Source organism: Kitasatospora sp. NPDC059973, from assembly GCF_042737525.1.
Taxonomy (GTDB): Bacteria; Actinomycetota; Actinomycetes; order Streptomycetales; family Streptomycetaceae; genus Kitasatospora.
In genome coordinates this window covers 24,340-39,499 of record NZ_JBHWUI010000039.1, presented here as the reverse complement: position 1 = coordinate 39,499, position 15,160 = coordinate 24,340, and the positions used below count along the sequence as shown (strand labels likewise).

The window sequence follows — 15,160 nt, the reverse complement described above, 5'->3', positions numbered from 1 at the left end:
CCATGCCCTATCTCCTGCTCGCCCTCGCCATCGTCAGTGAGGTCTGCGCCACCAGCGCCCTCAAGCTCACCGAGGGCTTCACCCGCCTCTGGCCGAGCCTCGGCGTCGCCGTCGGCTACGTGCTCTCCTTCGCCCTGCTCGGCAGGGCCCTGAAGCACATACCGGTCTCGGTCGCCTACGCCGTCTGGTCCGGCGCCGGTACGGCCGCCGTGGCGGGCATCGGCGTGATCGCCTTCGGCGAGTCGCTGGGCCGGCTCCAGTGGCTCGGCCTGGCCCTGATCATCGTCGGCGTGGTGGTGCTCAACCTGAAGGGCACCCACTGAGCCGCCCGCCCGCCGGGGCCCGCCCCGCGCGCACGGCGGCGGGGCGGGCCCCGGGGCACCTCGCCGTAGCCGCGACGCGTGTGCCGGGCGCGCCGGATGCGACTCCCCCGCTCGTCAACGGCCAGCAATCATCGGCGAGTTGTCCCCCGACACCGTCCACCCCGCCACCGTGTACGCCTTCGCCGGCCCGCCCTCCACCGTCGCCCCCGGCGTCACCCGTACCCACACCTGGGACGCCGCCACCACCGACGGCCGGTACGACGTCACCACCCACGGCCCCGACGGCTTCGTCCGCCGCCACGACGTCAACGTCACCGCACCCACCGGCACCCGCTTCGCCCAGCGCTCCGCGAGCACCCTGCACTGAGCCGCCCCGGCGGAGCGGAGCGCCGGCCCGTCCGGCGCCCCGCTCCCCCGGCGAAGGCGCCCCGCTCCCCCCCCGGCGAAGGCGCCCCGCTCCCCCCGGGCGAAGGCGCCCCCTATCCTGCGGGGATGATCAAGCCGATAGAACTGGTGATTTTCGACTGCGACGGCGTGCTGGTCGACAGCGAGCGCATCGCGGCCCGCGTCCAGGTCGCCCTGGGCGCGGAGCTGGGCTGGCCGCTCACCGAGGCGGAGGTGGTCGAGCGGTTCATCGGGCGCTCCCACGCCTCGATCGGCGAGCAGGTCGCCGCCCGGCTCGGGGACGCCACCGCGGCGCTCTGGAGCAGTCGCTTCGAGCAGCTCCACCGGGAGCAGGTGGACGCCGGGCTGGCCCCGGTCGACGGGCTCCCCGAGGCGCTGGCCGCCCTCACCCTGCCGACCTGCGTCGCTTCCAGCGGCTCGCACGAGAAGATGCGTCACACCCTGGGCCGCACCGGCCTCTACGAGCACTTCGCGGGCCGGATCTTCAGTGCCACCGAGGTCGACCGCGGCAAGCCCGCGCCGGACCTCTTCCTGCACGCCGCCCGGCGGTCGGGCGTCGACCCGGCCGCCTGCGCGGTGGTCGAGGACAGCCGTCCCGGTGTCGAGGCCGCCCGCGCCGCCGGCATGCGCGCCTTCGGCTACGCCGGCGGCCTGACCCCCGCCGAGCGGCTCGCGGGCCCCGGCACCGTCGTCTTCCACGACATGCGCGAACTGCCCGGCCTGCTCGCCGCCCACTGAGCCCGGGCCGACCGCGGGATGATCCCGGGGAGAAGCCGGCCGGGCGGGTCGGCGCACCCCGCCCGGCCGTCGCACGCTCAGCCCGCGAGGACGCCCGGCAGGTCGGCGATCGACTTCAGGACGTGCGTCGCGCCGTCGGCCCGCAGCCGGGCCTCGTCGTGGGCCCCGGTCAGCACACCGGCCACCACCGAGGCACCGGCCCGGGTGCCGGTCAGCATGTCGTAGCCGGTGTCCCCGGCGACGGCCATCTGGCGGACGGAGTCGGTGGAGGTCCGCAGCAGGGCGGTGAGCGCCAGGTCCGGGTACGGGCGGCCGCGGCCGGCCTCGGCCGGGCAGAGGGTGAGGTCGGCGATCGACTCCCAGCCGAGTGCCCGCAGGATCCGGTCCTGGGTGGCCCGGGAGAAGCCGGTGGTGAGGACCACCTTGCGGCCCTGGCCCCGGAGTTCGGCGATGGCCTCGGCCGCGCCCGGCAGCGCGGCGCAGTGCCCCGCGTCGACGAGGTCGTGGTAGGCGGCCTCGAAGGCGGTGTTGGCGGCCTGCGCCTTCTCCTCCGCGCCGAACAGGTGGCGGAAGACGGAGATCTTGGACTCGCCCATGGTGAGCCGGACGTGCTCCAGCATGCGGGCGTGCTCGGGGCTGCCGGCCTCGACGCCGAGCGAACCGGCGGCGGCCCGGAAGGCCTGCTCGACCAGGCCGTCGTCGGCGACGGTGGTGCCGGCCATGTCGAGGACGACCAGGCGGATGTCAGCGGACATGTTCACATTCCTTACAGGTTGGCGAGTTCGGCGGTGGTCTCGGCGATGGCCGGCGAGCAGGTCATGCCGCGGCCACCGGGACCGGTGACCAGCCAGACGGCGTCCCGGACCCGCTCCCGGTGGACCACCCGGGTGGTGTCCACGCACTGCGCGTACACCCCGGCCCAGCGGCGGCGCACCCGGGGCAGCGGCCGGCCGAGCAGCTCCTCGGCCACGCCGACCAGGTGGTCGTACGGGTCCTCGACGACGTCGAAGCCGAACGGGTGGTCGTACTCGTGGGTGTCGCCGATGGTGAGGCCGCCGTCCTTGCGCTGGACCATCAGCAGCTGCATCTTGTGCTCGGCGGCGACCGGCGGCTGCGGCTGCGCGGCCTTCAGCCGCTCCAGCGCGTCACCGGCGAAGGCTGGGTAGTAGCGGAAGCTGTCGCCGTCGGCGACCGAGGTGGTGAGCTCCTCGCCGAGCGGGTCGGTCTGCATCATCTGCAGCCGCACCCTGCGGACGGGCAGCTCGGGCGCCAGCTCGCGCACCAGCCCGCCCAGCCAGGCGCCGGTGCAGAGGATCACCAGGTCACCGGTGTGGACGTCGCCGTGGTCGTCGCGGACGGCGTTCCCACCGATCACCTCGCGGACCTCCCGCCCGGGGAGAAAGGTGTACCGGCCGCCGGCCAGCAGTGCGGCGCGCAGCGCGGGCTGGGCGGTGCGCGGCTCGACGGCGGCGTCCCGGTCGCACCGCAGCGCGCCGAGCAGCTTGCCGCGCAGGGCGGGGTTGGCGGCTCTGGTCTCGGCCGCGTCGAGCAGCCGGTAGCCGCGCGCGGCGGCGTCCGCCCGGGTCAGCGCCTGTTCGGCGACGGCGAGTTCGGCCTCGGTGCGGATCGCGGTGAGCGAGCCGTTGGCCCGGAAGCCGAGCTCGGGCACCCTCGCGCCGATCTCCTCCCACAGTTCGCGGGCCCGCAGCGCGGTGTCCAGTTCCTCACCGCCCGACCGGCCGCTGACCCAGACCAGCCCGAAGTTGCGCACCGAAGCGCCGCGCGCCTCGGACTCGCGCTCCAGGTGGACGACCTCGTGGCCGCGCTCGACGGCCTGCCAGGCGTGCATGCTGCCGAGCACGCCTGCTCCTACGACGATGACTCTCATGCGGCCAGGCTGATGCCGCGAGGTGGCCGAGCGGAGTCCGAACGGCGGCGCGCAGGTGAACCGACCGAAAAGTTGTACAGCCAACACCGCTCAGGCGGGCCGGGCCGCGCCTGCCCCGGCCGGGCCCGCCGGCGGGGGCCGGGTCAGCGCACCACGGTCGCCCGCAGGCGGGTGCCCCTCCGAAGGGCCCGCGCCCGGCTCGCACGCTCGCCCCGCCACCCCGGCCGCACAAGGGCCGGGCAGGTCACGGAACCCGGCGCCGCTGGGTCGCCGGTGACGGCCCGCCGTCGGCCGCCGGCGCGGCGTCGCCCGCGCCCAGCAGCGGCCGCAGCGGGCCCCGGCGGGCCCGGTCGACCAGCGGTGCGGCCCGGCCGGCCGCCAGCGCGAGCGCGGCCGCCGTCAGAACGCCGACCAGCGCACCGACCAGTACGTCGTGCGGGTAGTGGACGCCGACCCAGACCCGGGAGGCACCCATCAGCGCGGCAGCGGCCACCGCGAACGCGCCCAGCCGCCGGTCCGCGAACCAGAGCGCGGTCGCGGCGGCGAAGGCGATCACGGTGTGGTTGCTCGGGAAGGACCAGTCACCGGCGCCGGGACAGGTCTCCAGCGTGCCGGGCACACCGAGCTGGGTGCACGGACGCACCTCCTCGACCACGCTCTTGAGCCCGGAGTTGAGGACGAAGGCGACGACCACGATCAGCGGCGAGGCCAGCACCCGCGCCATCACCGCCGGACCGGCGTCGCGCGCCCGCCACCACGCCCGGAGCATGACGACGGCGAACAGCCCCAGCCCCAGCGCGGACCAGATCCGGATCACCTGGTCCAGCCAGGCGGGCGCGGCGTCCGCCCACCCGATCACCCGGCCGTAGAGGCCGCCGTCGATGCCGCTGCCGTCGTAGACGGCCAGCGCGCGGGAGGGCGTCACCGGGCGTCACCGCCACGGCGCCGGGCCCTGCGGGCGCGGAACATTTCCAGAACGATCGGGATCACGGAGACAACTACTACCAGACCGATGATGGGGAGGAGGTAACGGTCGATATCAGGCACCGAGGAGCCGAGCGCGTACCCGGCCAGCACCACGCCGACGGTCCAGACCACGCCGCCCACCACCTGCCAGAGGGTGAACGTGCGCACCGGCACCTCCAGCACGCCGCAGAGCGGGTTGAGCACCGTCCGGACCACCGGGATGAAGCGGCCGAGCACGATCGCCTTGCCGTACCCGTACCTGACGAGCAGTTCCTCGGCCCGCTCGGCCCCGTGCCGCAGGCTCTTCCGCTCGGTCCGCCGCAGCAGCGCGCGGCCACCGCGCCGGCCGATCAGGAAGCCGACCTGGGCGCCGATCAGCGCACCGGCCAGGGCCGCCGGCAGCACCTGGGAGAGCTCCAGCCGCGGGCCGTCCGCGCCGCCGGGGGCGCAGAGCAGACCGGCGGTGAACAGCAGCGAGTCGCCGGGCAGGAAGAACCCGACGAGCAGCCCGGTCTCGGCGAAGAGCACGACGGCGATCCCGAGCGCCCCGAAGGCGGCGAGCAGCGACGAGGCGTCCAGCGGGTTCACCGCGAGGGCGTGAACGGCCGGAGTGGCGGACGACTGGAACAAGGCCGGCGGACCTCCCGTACGGGAGGGCGGCGCGGCCGCCCTCGATCGTCTACAGTGCCGTAGACGGTCTACACGACTGTAGACGAATCGGGGAGGAACGGCCGCCATGTCCGACGTACCGCCGGCCCGCCGGCCCGCCGGGGAGCTGGAGGCCGAGGTGCTGGCCGCCCTCTGGGCCGCCCGCGAGCCGCTGACGCCGCAGGACGTCCAGACGGCCCTCGGGCGCGGCCTCGCGCGGACCACCGTCGCCACGATCCTGGCCCGGCTGTACGACAAGGGCACCGTGGAACGCACGCGGGCGGGGCGCGCCTACGCGTACACCCCGACCGTCCAGGACCGGGCCGGGCTCGCCGCCCGCCGGATGCACATCGAGCTGGGGCGGGAGGCGGACCGGTCCACCGTGCTGGCCCGCTTCGTCTCCGACCTCTCCGGCGAGGACGAGCGGCTGCTGCGCGAGCTCCTCGGCGACGGCACCGGAGACGGCGACGGCACCGGCGCCGGGGCCGACACCGGCGGGGACGGTCCCCCCGACGGGAGCGCGGGCCCGCGGGGCGCCACCGGGCCGGTCACCCCGTGATCCTGACCGTCCGGGTGCCGCTGCCGCTACCCCTCCTCGCCGTCCGGCCGGCCCGCCGCCCGGCCGACCAGCATGTGGACATGCGCCCCCCGCGCGCCTCCATGCGCCGAGCGCGCACCGAGGCCGCCCGGGAGACCCGCCGCCCGCACGCCCTCGCGCACCACCTCCGCGCCCTCCACCTCCGAGCCCTCCGCGGCCGGGCCCGCGCCCTGCTCCACTCCCCCGGACCGCACCGCCCCGGTGGTCGATTTTCGGCCGCGCGGCACTCATAACTTGTTGGCATGTCCACTCTGATACCGGTGACCGGCCCTAGTTGGCCGACCCCGTCCCCAGGACCGGGCGGCCCCCGTACGCTTTCGTCAGCGCGTCGGCCCCGACGCGCCCTCGATCGGCGGCGAGGAGCAAACCGAGTGCGGCAGACCGGACGGCAGAACCGACGGCCAGAGCCCCGAAGTCCGTCGAGCCCGGCGGAGCTCGCCAGGCTGCACGACCGCGCCCTGGCCGAACCCGTCACCCACGGACCGGCCCGGGAGGCCGGCCCGGGAGGCACCGAGCCGCTGCCCGGGCCCCGCCCGGAGATCGGCGACTCCTGGGCCCGGCTGCGCCGCCTCGGCCTGGACCCGGACGCCGGCGCCGCCACCGTCCACCTGGGCCCGGCCGAGGTCGAGCACCGCCGCCGCGCCAGCGGCCTCGACATCCTGCTGCCGGTGCTGCGCGACACCCTGCTCGCCCCGGCCGACCACGTCCCGCTGATCCTCGCCATCGCCGATGCCGAGGGCCACATCCTCTGGCAGGAGGGCGAGCGCAGCCTGCGCCGCAGCGCCGACCGGATCGGGTTCCTGACCGGCGCCCGCTGGATCGAGGAGAGCGTCGGCACCAACGGCATCGCCTCCGCCCTGCGCGCCCAGCGGCCGATGCAGGTCCACTCCGCCGAGCACTACCTGCGCAGCCACCACTCCTGGACCTGCGTCGCCGCCCCCGTGCACGACCCGGGCACCGGCCGGCTGGTCGGCGCCATCAACCTCAGCGGCCCGGCCGGCAACGTCCGCCCGTACCTGCTGCAGCTGACCGCCACCGCCGCCCGGCTCGCCGAGACCGAACTGCGCGCCCGCCGCCTGGAGTCGCTGCACCACCTGCGCACCCTGGCCGCCCCGCTCCTGGCCCGGGTGGACGGCCCGGCCCTGGTGGTCGACGCGGCCGGCTGGATCGCCTGCGCGGCCGGCCTGCCGCCACCGGTCCGGCTGCGGCTGCCCGCCGAGGGCTGGAGCCCGGCCGCGGCGCACTGGCTGCCCGGCATCGGCGAGTGCTCCGTCGAGCCGCTCGCCGACGGCTGGCTGGTCCGGCCGCTGGGAGACGAACGGACGGCGGACGGCGCCGCCGCGGTGACCGCCGAACAGGCCGAGGGGGCCCGGCTCCGGCTCGACCTGCGCCGGCCGGACCGCCCCGAGCTGTCGGTGCGCGGCGCCGCGGGCAGCTGGTCGCACGCGCTCAGCCCGCGCCACGCCGAACTGCTGCTGCTGCTCGCCACCGAGCGCTCCGGGCACAGCGCGGCGCAGCTCGCCGACGCGCTCTTCGGCGACCCGGCGCGGACGGTGACGGTCCGCGCCGAACTCTCCCGGCTGCGGCGGTACCTGGGCGGCCTGCTGGCCCACCGGCCGTACCGGTTCGCCGATTCGGTCCTGGTCACCGTGGACGGACCGGACGACCCGTACGACCTGCTGCCGGTCTCCTCCGCGCCGGCCGTGCGCCGGTTGCGGGCGGCTCTGGCCGCGGGCGCCGTCCGGCTGCCGGGCGGTCCCCCGCTGCCGGCCCCGCGCGCCCCGGGCGACGACGTCGCCCCGGCGTCCCGGCCTCAGCCGCCGGCCAGCAACGCGGACAACTGGGCGTCGGTCGGGCCGTAGGCCTGCTCGGCCTCCTCGGAGACCAGCGCGTACGTCCGGTCCAGCCACGCCTGAACCCTGGGCTTGGAGACCTCCAACAGGGCACTGCCGTGGGGGGATTCGAGGGCCAGGTGCAACGTCGAGCCGTGGCACGGACAGTAGGCCGGCCACAGCTTGACGTCGCCCTGGCCGCTCAGCGAGCGCAGGCCGTCGCGCAGCAGATCACGCGAGAACACCCAATCGGCCTCGTCCGGCCGCCCCAGATGGAACGTCAGCAGTACCTCGTACGGACGCTCGGCATCGAACCGGAATCGCGTCCGCACCTCGCCGACGACTTCCTCGCCCAGCGAGATCCGCAGTGTCAGCACCTCCTCCACCGCCGCCGGAGCGGCGGTGGAGCCTGCCTCATCGCCGCCCGTGGGGGTGGCGGCGAGAGGGGCACTGGAGGGTGCTGACAACGGGTCGGACGGCATGACGGGCTCTCCGGGACGGCGTGGGATTCCCCCACCTTGCGCCACCGGAGGCCGGACCGGCAAGGGTTGCAAGGAGGTTGCAATAATCCGCGCACCGACGGCCCGGGCAGCGCAGGGCTTGTCAGACGGACCGTCAACTTCCGCTCAGCGAAAGGCCGTCCACGGATTTGGTCGATCCCGCACGAGGGCTGGCCAGGGCCCGGGCAGCCGCTGGTACGCTCGTCCCCCTGCCGGCGCGGGCTCCTGCGCGTCCACCGGCGGACCCGCACGAGCGACCCCGGCCGAACCCGGGCGAACCGGCGGCAGTCCGCCCATGACGGCGATTCGGGCCTGTCGGCAGCGCATGGGAGAATGCGGCGACTCAGCGACGGCTTCGGGGAGGGAGGGTCGGGTGGCTCTGCGCGAGGAGATCGGGCCGGACGCGCGGCACGAGCGCGACCTGCCGCGCGAGCGGCACGGCCGGCACGGCCGGCCCAAGCCGTTCGGGGGCCGGCTCCGGCTGCCCACCCTGCGGTTCTCCGGCGCCGCGATGGCGATGTCCACCGTGGTCGGCATCAGCATCGCCACCACCTGGCTGCTCCACGAGCAGCAGGGCGTCGGACGCCGCGCCGGAGTGGCCCAGGTCGGGTCCAGCCCGCCGCCCACCCCCGGCGCCGACCGGGCCGACGCCGCCTCCGCGCCCGACTCCTCGCAGGCGCCGGCCGCGCCGCTGCCGTCCGGGCGGCCCTCCGTCCGCCCCGCCGGCCCCGCCACGTCCGAGTCGCACGCCTCGCACCCGCCCGTCTCCGGCGTCCCGGCACCCCGCTCGCCCGCCCCGGGCTCGGCCGTGCCGCTCGCCGAGGGCCGGACCGGCGGCCGGAGCACCTCCGACACCCCGTCGACCCAGGCCCTCGGCCCCTCCCCGCAGCAGGACGGCCTGACCGCCGCCACCGCGCCGCCGCCCACCGACGGGCCGTCCCACCAGCGGCCCGAGCCCGTGGAGTCCGGCCAACCGCTCGCGGCCCGATCGCCCGAGCCGCCCAAGCCGCTCGCCCCCGCGCCCGGCGTCCGGCCGCCCGCCGACCCCACCGACGGCTGGACCGGCCTGCCGCCCGGCGCCCAGGACCCGACCACCGCCCCCAAGGACCCGACCGGCGGTACCGCCCCGGGCCCGGGCGGCCCCGACGGCACGGTCGACCACGCGCTCACCGGCGCCGCACTGGTCCAGTCGCTCGGCCGCGACGGCACCCGGCACGTCCTCACCCTGACCGTCACCGAGCCGCTCACCGCGCTGCAGGCCGAACTCCGGCTCGCGCCGGACGCGGCGGCCCCGGGCGGTCCGGCACCGGACGCCACCGCCGCAACCTCCCCCTCCGGCACCGCCTGGACCGACCTGGCCGGCGCCGTGGTCACCACCCACCACGAACGCGGCACCCTGGTCTACCGCTTCACCACCCCGCCCGGCACCGACGTCCCGCCCGGCCGCTACACCTTCGGCGTCCGGCACACCCGCCCGGCCGCGACGCCGGGCACCGAGGCACCCGCCACCGGCGCGCCCACCACCGGCGTCCCCGGTGCCGCGCCCGCACCGGCCGCACCGGGGCGCGGGGAGAGCGCGCCCACCGGCCCCGGCAAGGCCGCCCCGGCCGAGAGCTGGAGCGCCTCGGCGTTCGGCATCCACCACCCGCGGGCCGTCGCCGCGCTGGGAGCGTTCGCCGTCGGACCGAGCTGACCGACCGTCCGACAACCCGACAGGTCACCGCCTTGATCGGGCTCGTCTCGACAACCCCGTTCGTTACTGTGGGTACCACTCGGCACGGCGCCCCGACTCGGGTCCCGCACGCCGTGCCACCGCATCCGAGGAGGAGTTCGTGTCCACGGTCCTGACCCAAGGCGGCAACGCCCCGCTGACCGCCGCGCGGGTGACCGTCGAGGTCACCGCACCCAAGGCGCTGGACGTCTCCGGCCTGCTGCTGACCGAGGCCGGAAAGGTCCGCTCGGACGCCGACTTCGTGTTCTTCAACGCCCCGCACGGCCCCGGTGTCACCCACCGCCCGGCCTCCGGCGGGACCCCGGACGCGATCACCATCGACACCGCCGCCGTCCCGGCCGGCATCACCAAGATCGTCGTCACGGCGAGCCCCGACGAGGCCGGCGCCACCTTCGCCGGCATCGAGCCGACCGCGACGGTCCGGGACGCCGACTCCGGCCAGGTCCTGGTCACCTTCACCGCTCCCCAGCTGGGCCGCGAGACCGCGCTGATCGTGGTCGAGGTCTACCAGCGCGGCGGCGCCTGGAAGGTCCGGGCGGTCGGCCAGGGCTACGCCAACGGCCTGGCGGGCATCGCCACCGACTTCGGCGTCACCGTGGAGGACGAGCCCGCCCCGGCGGCCGCCACCGCCGCCCCGGTCGCCCCGCCGGTCACCGCCCCGGCCCCGGCTCCCGCCCCGGCCCCGGTCGCCCCGCCGCTGCCGCAGAGCGCTCCCCCGATGCCGCCGGCCCCGCCCGCGGCGCCCGCCGCCCCGCCGGCCCTCACCAAGATCACCCTGGACAAGGGCCGGGTGAACCTCACCAAGGGCGGCTCGGTCTCCCTGGAGAAGAACGGCAAGCCCTTCCTCTCCTCCGTCCGGATGGGACTCGGCTGGGAGCCCGCCGGCCGCGGCCGCAACATCGACCTGGACGCCTCCTGCATCGCCTTCGACGCCAAGCGGGAGAAGCTGGACACCGCCTGGTTCATGAAGCTGGGGATCTTCAACGGCGCCGTCGCCCACTCCGGCGACAACCTCACGGGCGCGGGCGGCGGTGACGACGAGTCGATCACCGTCCACCTGGACGGCCTGCCGCCCGAGGTCTGCGGCCTGGTCTTCGTGGTCAACTCCTTCTCCGGCCAGAAGTTCACCGACGTCAAGAACGCCTACTGCCGCCTGGTGGACGCCGGTTCGGACCAGGAGCTGGTCCGCTTCGACCTCACCCAGTCCGAGCCGCACACCGGCGTGGTGATGTGCAAGCTGGTCCGCCAGTACTCCGGCGAGTGGGTGATGACCGCGATCGGCGAGTACGTGGACGCCAAGACCGCCCGCGCCATGGTCAAGCCCGCCGCCTCGATGCTCTGACCCCCCGGGTGCCCGGGCCCACCGCCCGGGCACCCGAAAACCGCTGGCCGGCGGCCGGTCGGCGTGCCATCCTGTCCGGATGTTGATCAGGGAAGCCACCCCCGAGGACTGGCCGTCCATCTGGCCGTTCTTCCACGTCATCGCCGCCGCGGGCGAGACGTTCACCTACCCGCTCGACCTGACCTTCGAGCAGGGCCGTGAGTGGTGGCTCCTCCCCGCCCCGAGCCGCACCGTGGTCGCGGTCGCCGAGGACGGCACCGTCCTCGGCAGCGCCAAGATGAACCGCAACCACCAGGGCAACGGCTCGCACATCGCGAGCGCCAGCTACATGGTCGACCCGGCGCACTCCGGCCGGGGCGTCGGGCGCGCGCTCACCGAGTACACCCTGGACTGGGCGCGTGCGGCGGGCTACCGCGCCATGCAGTTCAACGCCGTGGTGGCGAGCAACGAGCGCGCGGTGGGGCTGTACCGGTCGCTCGGCTTCGAGATCCTGGGCACCCTCCCCGAGGGCTTCCGCCACCCCGTCCACGGGTACGTCGGCCTGCACGTCATGCACCGCGCGCTCTGAACTCCGGCCCGCCGCCCGCTACTCCTCGATCGCGCCGCCGACCCGTCGCAGGTGCTGGCGGAAGCTGTACGACGGATCGGCGGCCCGCCGCACCAGGTAGTCGTCGAACGCGGTCTGCCGGCGCAGCGTGTCGCCCGAGCGGATCCGCTCGGCCTGCGCGCGCTCCGTGCGCGCGATCCCGCCCGCCACCTCCAGCACCTCGTCGACCCGGGCGGCCGGCACGAACAGCACGCCGTCGGCGTCCCCGAACACCACGTCCCCGGCGCTCACCAGGTGCGTCCCGAACCGGGCGGTGACCAGCGCCTCCGGCTCCCGCTCGTCGAGCCGCAACGGGCCCAGCGGCAGCGCGCCGTAGCTGAACAGCGGCAGCCCGATCTCCACCAGCTCCGGCGTGTCCCGGTGCAGGCCCCACACCACCACCCCGGCCACCCCGGCGGCCTTCGCCTCCAGTACCGCGAGGTCCCCGACGCAGGCCTCGTCGACCCGCCCGCCGTTGTCGACGACCAGCACGTCCCCGGGCTCGGCCGCGCCGAACGCCTCCAGGAACACGTCCACGCTCCCGTAGTGCCGCACCGGCAGCACCCGCCCCGCGACCCGGCGCCCCGCCACCACCGGCCCGACCCCCGCCGGCGCCACCCGCAACCCCACCCCCACCCGCACACACGCATCCGCCACCAACGGCGTCGACAACTCCGCGAAGGCCTTCAGCACCTCAGTCACCTGCCCAACTCGACGCGACCCGACCACACTTCACCGCCCCCGATCCTAGGCCGCCCCGCCGCCCCCGACGACGGACGGCCCGCACCCCCCTTCCACAAGGGGTGCGGGCCGTCCGTACGGCAGGGGCCTCAGCCGCGGGTCGCCATGGCCCGCAGGAAGAAGGTCAGGTTGGCCGGGCGCTCGGCGAGGCGGCGCATGAAGTAGCCGTACCACTCCTCGCCGTACGGCAGGTACACCCGCATGGTGTTGCCGTCGCCGGCCAGGCGCAGCTGCTCCTCGGGGCGGATGCCGAACAGCATCTGGTACTCGAAGGAGTCGCGCTCGCGGCCGTTCCACTGGGCGAGCTGGCCGGCGATCTTGATCATGTTGGGGTCGTGCGAGGCGATCATCGGGTAGCCCTCGCCGGCCATCAGGATCTTCAGCGCGCGGACGTAGGCGAGGTCCACCTCGTGCTTGCCCTGGAAGGCGACCGACTCGGGCTCCTTGTAGGCGCCCTTGCAGAGCCGCACGCGGGAGCCGGGGCCGGAGAACTCGCGGCAGTCGGCCTCGGTGCGGCGCAGGTAGGCCTGGAGCACGACGCCCAGCCAGGGGAAGTCGGCCCGCAGCTCCCGCGCGATGGCGAGGGTGGAGTCCGTGGTGGTGTGGTCCTCCATGTCGAGGGTCACCGTGGTGCCCGCGTCGGCGGCCGCCTCGCAGATCCGGCGGGCGTTCTCCAGCGCGATCTTCTCGCCGTCCACCGGCAGGAACTGGCCGACGGCCGACAGCTTCACCGAGACCTCGGCGCCGGCCGCCAGGCCGGTGTCCTTGAGCGCGGCGAGCAGGTGCTCGTACGCCTCGGCGGTCCCGGCGGCCTGGGCGGCGTCCTTGGTGTCCTCACCGAGGTGGTCCAGGGTGACCTTGCGGCCGGTGGCGACCAGGTCGTCGCAGGCGGTGACGGCGTCGTCGAGGGCCTCGCCGGCGACGAACCGCTCGACTATCGCGTGGGTCGGCGGGAACTTCTCGACGACGGTGCGGACCTGCGGGGAGCGGGAGGCCGCGAGAAGGGCGGAACGGAGCATCGTGACTCCTGGAGCTGGTGCTTCTAAGGGTGGCAGAAGGAGGTGGCGGGGGCGGGCGGCCAGGGGGTGGGGCCGCCCGCCCCCGCGGGGACACCCGGCTGCGGGACCGGGCGTCGGCGGGGCACTCAGCCCATGTGCGGGTAGCGGTAGTCGGTCGGCGGGACGAAGGTCTCCTTGACCGAACGGGTCGAGGTCCAGCGCGCCAGGTTCTGCTTGGCGCCCGCCTTGTCGTTGGTCCCGGACGCCCGGCCGCCGCCGAAGGGCTGCTGGCCGACGACCGCGCCGGTCGGCTTGTCGTTGATGTAGAAGTTGCCGGCCGCGAACCGCAGCTTGTGCATCGCGTCCTGGGCGGCCGCGCGGTCCTGGGAGATGATCGAGCCGGTCAGGCCGTAGGGCGACACCGACTCCATCTGGGCCAGCATCTCCTCGTACTTCTCGTCCTCGTAGACGTGGACGGCGAGGATCGGGCCGAAGTACTCGTCCTTGAAGTACTCGCTCGCCGGGTCCGCGCAGACCAGCACGGTCGGGCGGACGAAGTAGCCCACCGAGTCGTCGTACGTGCCGCCGGCCAGCACCTCGACGGAGTCGTCCGCCCGGGCCCGGTCGATCGCGGCCTTGTTCTTGGCGAACGCGCGGTCGTCGATGACGGCCGACATGAAGTTCGACAGGTCGTTGACGTCGCCCATGGTGAGGCCCTCGACCTCGTCGCGGAAGGCGTCCTTGAGGCCGGCCCAGAGCGAGGCCGGGACGTAGGCGCGGGAGAGCGCCGAGCACTTCTGGCCCTGGAACTCGAAGGCGCCGCGGGTCATCGCGGTCTTCAGCACGGCCGGGTCGGCGGACGGGTGGGCGACCAGGAAGTCCTTGCCGCCGGTCTCGCCGACGATCCGCGGGTAGGTGCGGTAGCCGGAGATGTTCTCGCCGACGGTGCGCCACAGGTGCTGGAAGGTCGGGGTGGAGCCGGTGAAGTGGATGCCGGCCAGCGCCGGGTGCTTCAGCGCGACGGCGGAGACGTCCAGGCCGTCGCCGGTCACCATGTTGATGACGCCCTTGGGCAGCCCGGCCTCCTCCAGCAGCTGCATCAGCAGGTGCGCGGAGAACTGCTGGGTCGGGGAGGGCTTCCAGAGCACCACGTTGCCCATCAGCGCCGGCGCGGTCGGCAGGTTGCCGGCGATGGCGGTGAAGTTGAACGGGGTGATCGCGTAGACGAAGCCCTCCAGCGGGCGGTGGTCGCTGCGGTTCCAGACCCCGTCCGAGGAGATCGGCTGCTCGGCCAGGATCTGCCGGGCGAAGTGCACGTTGAAGCGCAGGAAGTCGACCAGCTCGCAGGGGGTGTCGATCTCGGCCTGCTGCGCGGTCTTGGACTGGCCGAGCATGGTGGCCGCGGCCAGCGTCTCGCGCCAGGGGCCGGCCAGCAGGTCGGCGGCCCGGAGGAAGATCGCGGCGCGCGAGTCGAAGGAGAGCGCCTGCCAGGCCGGAGCGGCGGCCAGGGCAGCGTCGATGGCGTCCTGCGCGTCGGCCTGGGTGGCGTTGCGCAGCGTTCCGAGCCTCGCCGCGTGGTTGTGCGGCTGGACGACGTGGATCTCGGTGCCGCCGCCGAGGCGGCGCTCACCGTTGATCGTCATGGTCAGCTGGACCGGCTCCTGGCCGCCCAGCTCCTTCAGCTTGGCCTCCAGGCGGGCCCGTTCGGGGCTGCCGGGGGCGTAGCTGTGGACCGGCTCGTTCACCGGCGCGGGGACCTGGGTCACAGCATCCATGAGCGCACGCTCTCCTTCGGTTCATGCGGGGGATGCCGACGCGGGTCGCACGTCGGCCACAGGACGAACGCTATTCCTGCACCGGGCT

Annotated in this window: 16 protein-coding genes; 8 read left to right on the top strand and 8 right to left on the bottom strand. The window is 75.0% G+C overall.

The window, feature by feature from the left end; genetic code table 11:
- Nucleotides 1–2 precede the first annotated feature (2 nt).
- The 3 genes from ACFWA9_RS13780 to ACFWA9_RS13770 all read left to right on the top strand — a co-directional run bounded on the left by ACFWA9_RS13780 (nucleotide 3) and on the right by ACFWA9_RS13770 (nucleotide 1,466).
- Nucleotides 3–323, top strand: coding sequence for a multidrug efflux SMR transporter (locus ACFWA9_RS13780; protein WP_329490053.1), 321 nt, complete (start codon nucleotides 3–5; stop codon nucleotides 321–323).
- Nucleotides 324–462: 139 nt separating this feature from the next.
- Nucleotides 463–690 (top strand): phospholipase domain-containing protein, encoded by a 228-nt coding sequence (locus tag ACFWA9_RS13775; RefSeq protein ID WP_380386670.1) that lies wholly within the window; start codon nucleotides 463–465, stop codon nucleotides 688–690.
- Between the two features lie 125 nt (nucleotides 691–815).
- Complete coding sequence (locus ACFWA9_RS13770; RefSeq protein ID WP_380386667.1) at nucleotides 816–1,466, top strand: HAD family hydrolase; 651 nt, start codon at nucleotides 816–818, stop codon at nucleotides 1,464–1,466.
- 77 nt (nucleotides 1,467–1,543) lie between these two features.
- Here ACFWA9_RS13770 and ACFWA9_RS13765 read toward each other — a convergent pair whose 3' ends face one another.
- The 4 genes from ACFWA9_RS13765 to ACFWA9_RS13750 all read right to left on the bottom strand — a co-directional run bounded on the left by ACFWA9_RS13765 (nucleotide 1,544) and on the right by ACFWA9_RS13750 (nucleotide 4,950).
- Nucleotides 1,544–2,221: a phosphonatase-like hydrolase gene (locus ACFWA9_RS13765; protein ID WP_329490050.1), complete on the bottom strand. Its 678-nt coding sequence runs from the start codon at nucleotides 2,219–2,221 to the stop codon at nucleotides 1,544–1,546.
- Nucleotides 2,222–2,232: 11 nt separating this feature from the next.
- A complete protein-coding gene (locus tag ACFWA9_RS13760; protein WP_380386663.1) occupies nucleotides 2,233–3,354 on the bottom strand; it encodes a TIGR03364 family FAD-dependent oxidoreductase in 1,122 nt (373 codons plus the stop codon).
- 244 nt (nucleotides 3,355–3,598) lie between these two features.
- A complete protein-coding gene (locus ACFWA9_RS13755; protein WP_380386660.1) occupies nucleotides 3,599–4,279 on the bottom strand; it encodes a phosphatase PAP2 family protein in 681 nt (226 codons plus the stop codon).
- Nucleotides 4,276–4,950, bottom strand: a complete 675-nt coding sequence (locus ACFWA9_RS13750; protein WP_352288194.1) for a VTT domain-containing protein — start codon at nucleotides 4,948–4,950, stop codon at nucleotides 4,276–4,278. Before ACFWA9_RS13750 ends, ACFWA9_RS13755 begins: the two co-directional genes overlap by 4 nt.
- 106 nt (nucleotides 4,951–5,056) lie before the next feature.
- Between ACFWA9_RS13750 and ACFWA9_RS13745 the strand changes: the two genes are divergently transcribed.
- Both ACFWA9_RS13745 and ACFWA9_RS13740 read left to right on the top strand, forming a co-directional pair.
- The gene (locus ACFWA9_RS13745; RefSeq protein ID WP_380386657.1) at nucleotides 5,057–5,527 is read left to right on the top strand and encodes a BlaI/MecI/CopY family transcriptional regulator; all 471 of its coding nucleotides are present in this window, start codon (nucleotides 5,057–5,059) and stop codon (nucleotides 5,525–5,527) included.
- A gap of 410 nt (nucleotides 5,528–5,937) precedes the next feature.
- Nucleotides 5,938–7,428, top strand: coding sequence for a GAF domain-containing protein (locus tag ACFWA9_RS13740; RefSeq protein WP_380386654.1), 1,491 nt, complete (start codon nucleotides 5,938–5,940; stop codon nucleotides 7,426–7,428).
- Here ACFWA9_RS13740 and ACFWA9_RS13735 read toward each other — a convergent pair.
- Nucleotides 7,380–7,880 carry an SsgA family sporulation/cell division regulator gene (locus ACFWA9_RS13735; RefSeq protein WP_329490044.1) on the bottom strand — a complete coding sequence of 167 codons (501 nt, stop codon included), beginning with the start codon at nucleotides 7,878–7,880 and terminating at the stop codon, nucleotides 7,380–7,382. The genes ACFWA9_RS13740 and ACFWA9_RS13735 overlap by 49 nt on opposite strands.
- A 391-nt stretch (nucleotides 7,881–8,271) precedes the next feature.
- Here ACFWA9_RS13735 and ACFWA9_RS13730 point away from each other — a divergent pair, with 391 nt between their 5' ends.
- The 3 genes from ACFWA9_RS13730 (at nucleotide 8,272) to ACFWA9_RS13720 (ending at nucleotide 11,540) form a co-directional block, all read left to right on the top strand.
- Nucleotides 8,272–9,591, top strand: coding sequence for a hypothetical protein (locus tag ACFWA9_RS13730; RefSeq protein ID WP_380386651.1), 1,320 nt, complete (start codon nucleotides 8,272–8,274; stop codon nucleotides 9,589–9,591).
- Nucleotides 9,592–9,742: 151 nt separating this feature from the next.
- On the top strand, nucleotides 9,743–10,972 hold the full coding sequence (locus ACFWA9_RS13725) for a TerD family protein (RefSeq protein ID WP_380386705.1): 1,230 nt from the start codon (nucleotides 9,743–9,745) through the stop codon (nucleotides 10,970–10,972).
- Nucleotides 10,973–11,051: 79 nt separating this feature from the next.
- Nucleotides 11,052–11,540, top strand: coding sequence for a GNAT family N-acetyltransferase (locus ACFWA9_RS13720; protein ID WP_359834510.1), 489 nt, complete (start codon nucleotides 11,052–11,054; stop codon nucleotides 11,538–11,540).
- 18 nt (nucleotides 11,541–11,558) lie between these two features.
- Here ACFWA9_RS13720 and ACFWA9_RS13715 read toward each other — a convergent pair whose 3' ends face one another.
- The 3 genes from ACFWA9_RS13715 to pruA form a co-directional block, all read right to left on the bottom strand.
- Nucleotides 11,559–12,251, bottom strand: a complete 693-nt coding sequence (locus ACFWA9_RS13715; protein WP_352288374.1) for an RraA family protein — start codon at nucleotides 12,249–12,251, stop codon at nucleotides 11,559–11,561.
- 137 nt (nucleotides 12,252–12,388) lie between these two features.
- Complete coding sequence (locus tag ACFWA9_RS13710; RefSeq protein WP_380386648.1) at nucleotides 12,389–13,318, bottom strand: proline dehydrogenase family protein; 930 nt, start codon at nucleotides 13,316–13,318, stop codon at nucleotides 12,389–12,391.
- 125 nt (nucleotides 13,319–13,443) lie between these two features.
- A complete protein-coding gene (gene pruA / locus ACFWA9_RS13705) occupies nucleotides 13,444–15,072 on the bottom strand; it encodes an L-glutamate gamma-semialdehyde dehydrogenase (protein WP_359804415.1) in 1,629 nt (542 codons plus the stop codon).
- Nucleotides 15,073–15,160: the final 88 nt, after the last annotated feature.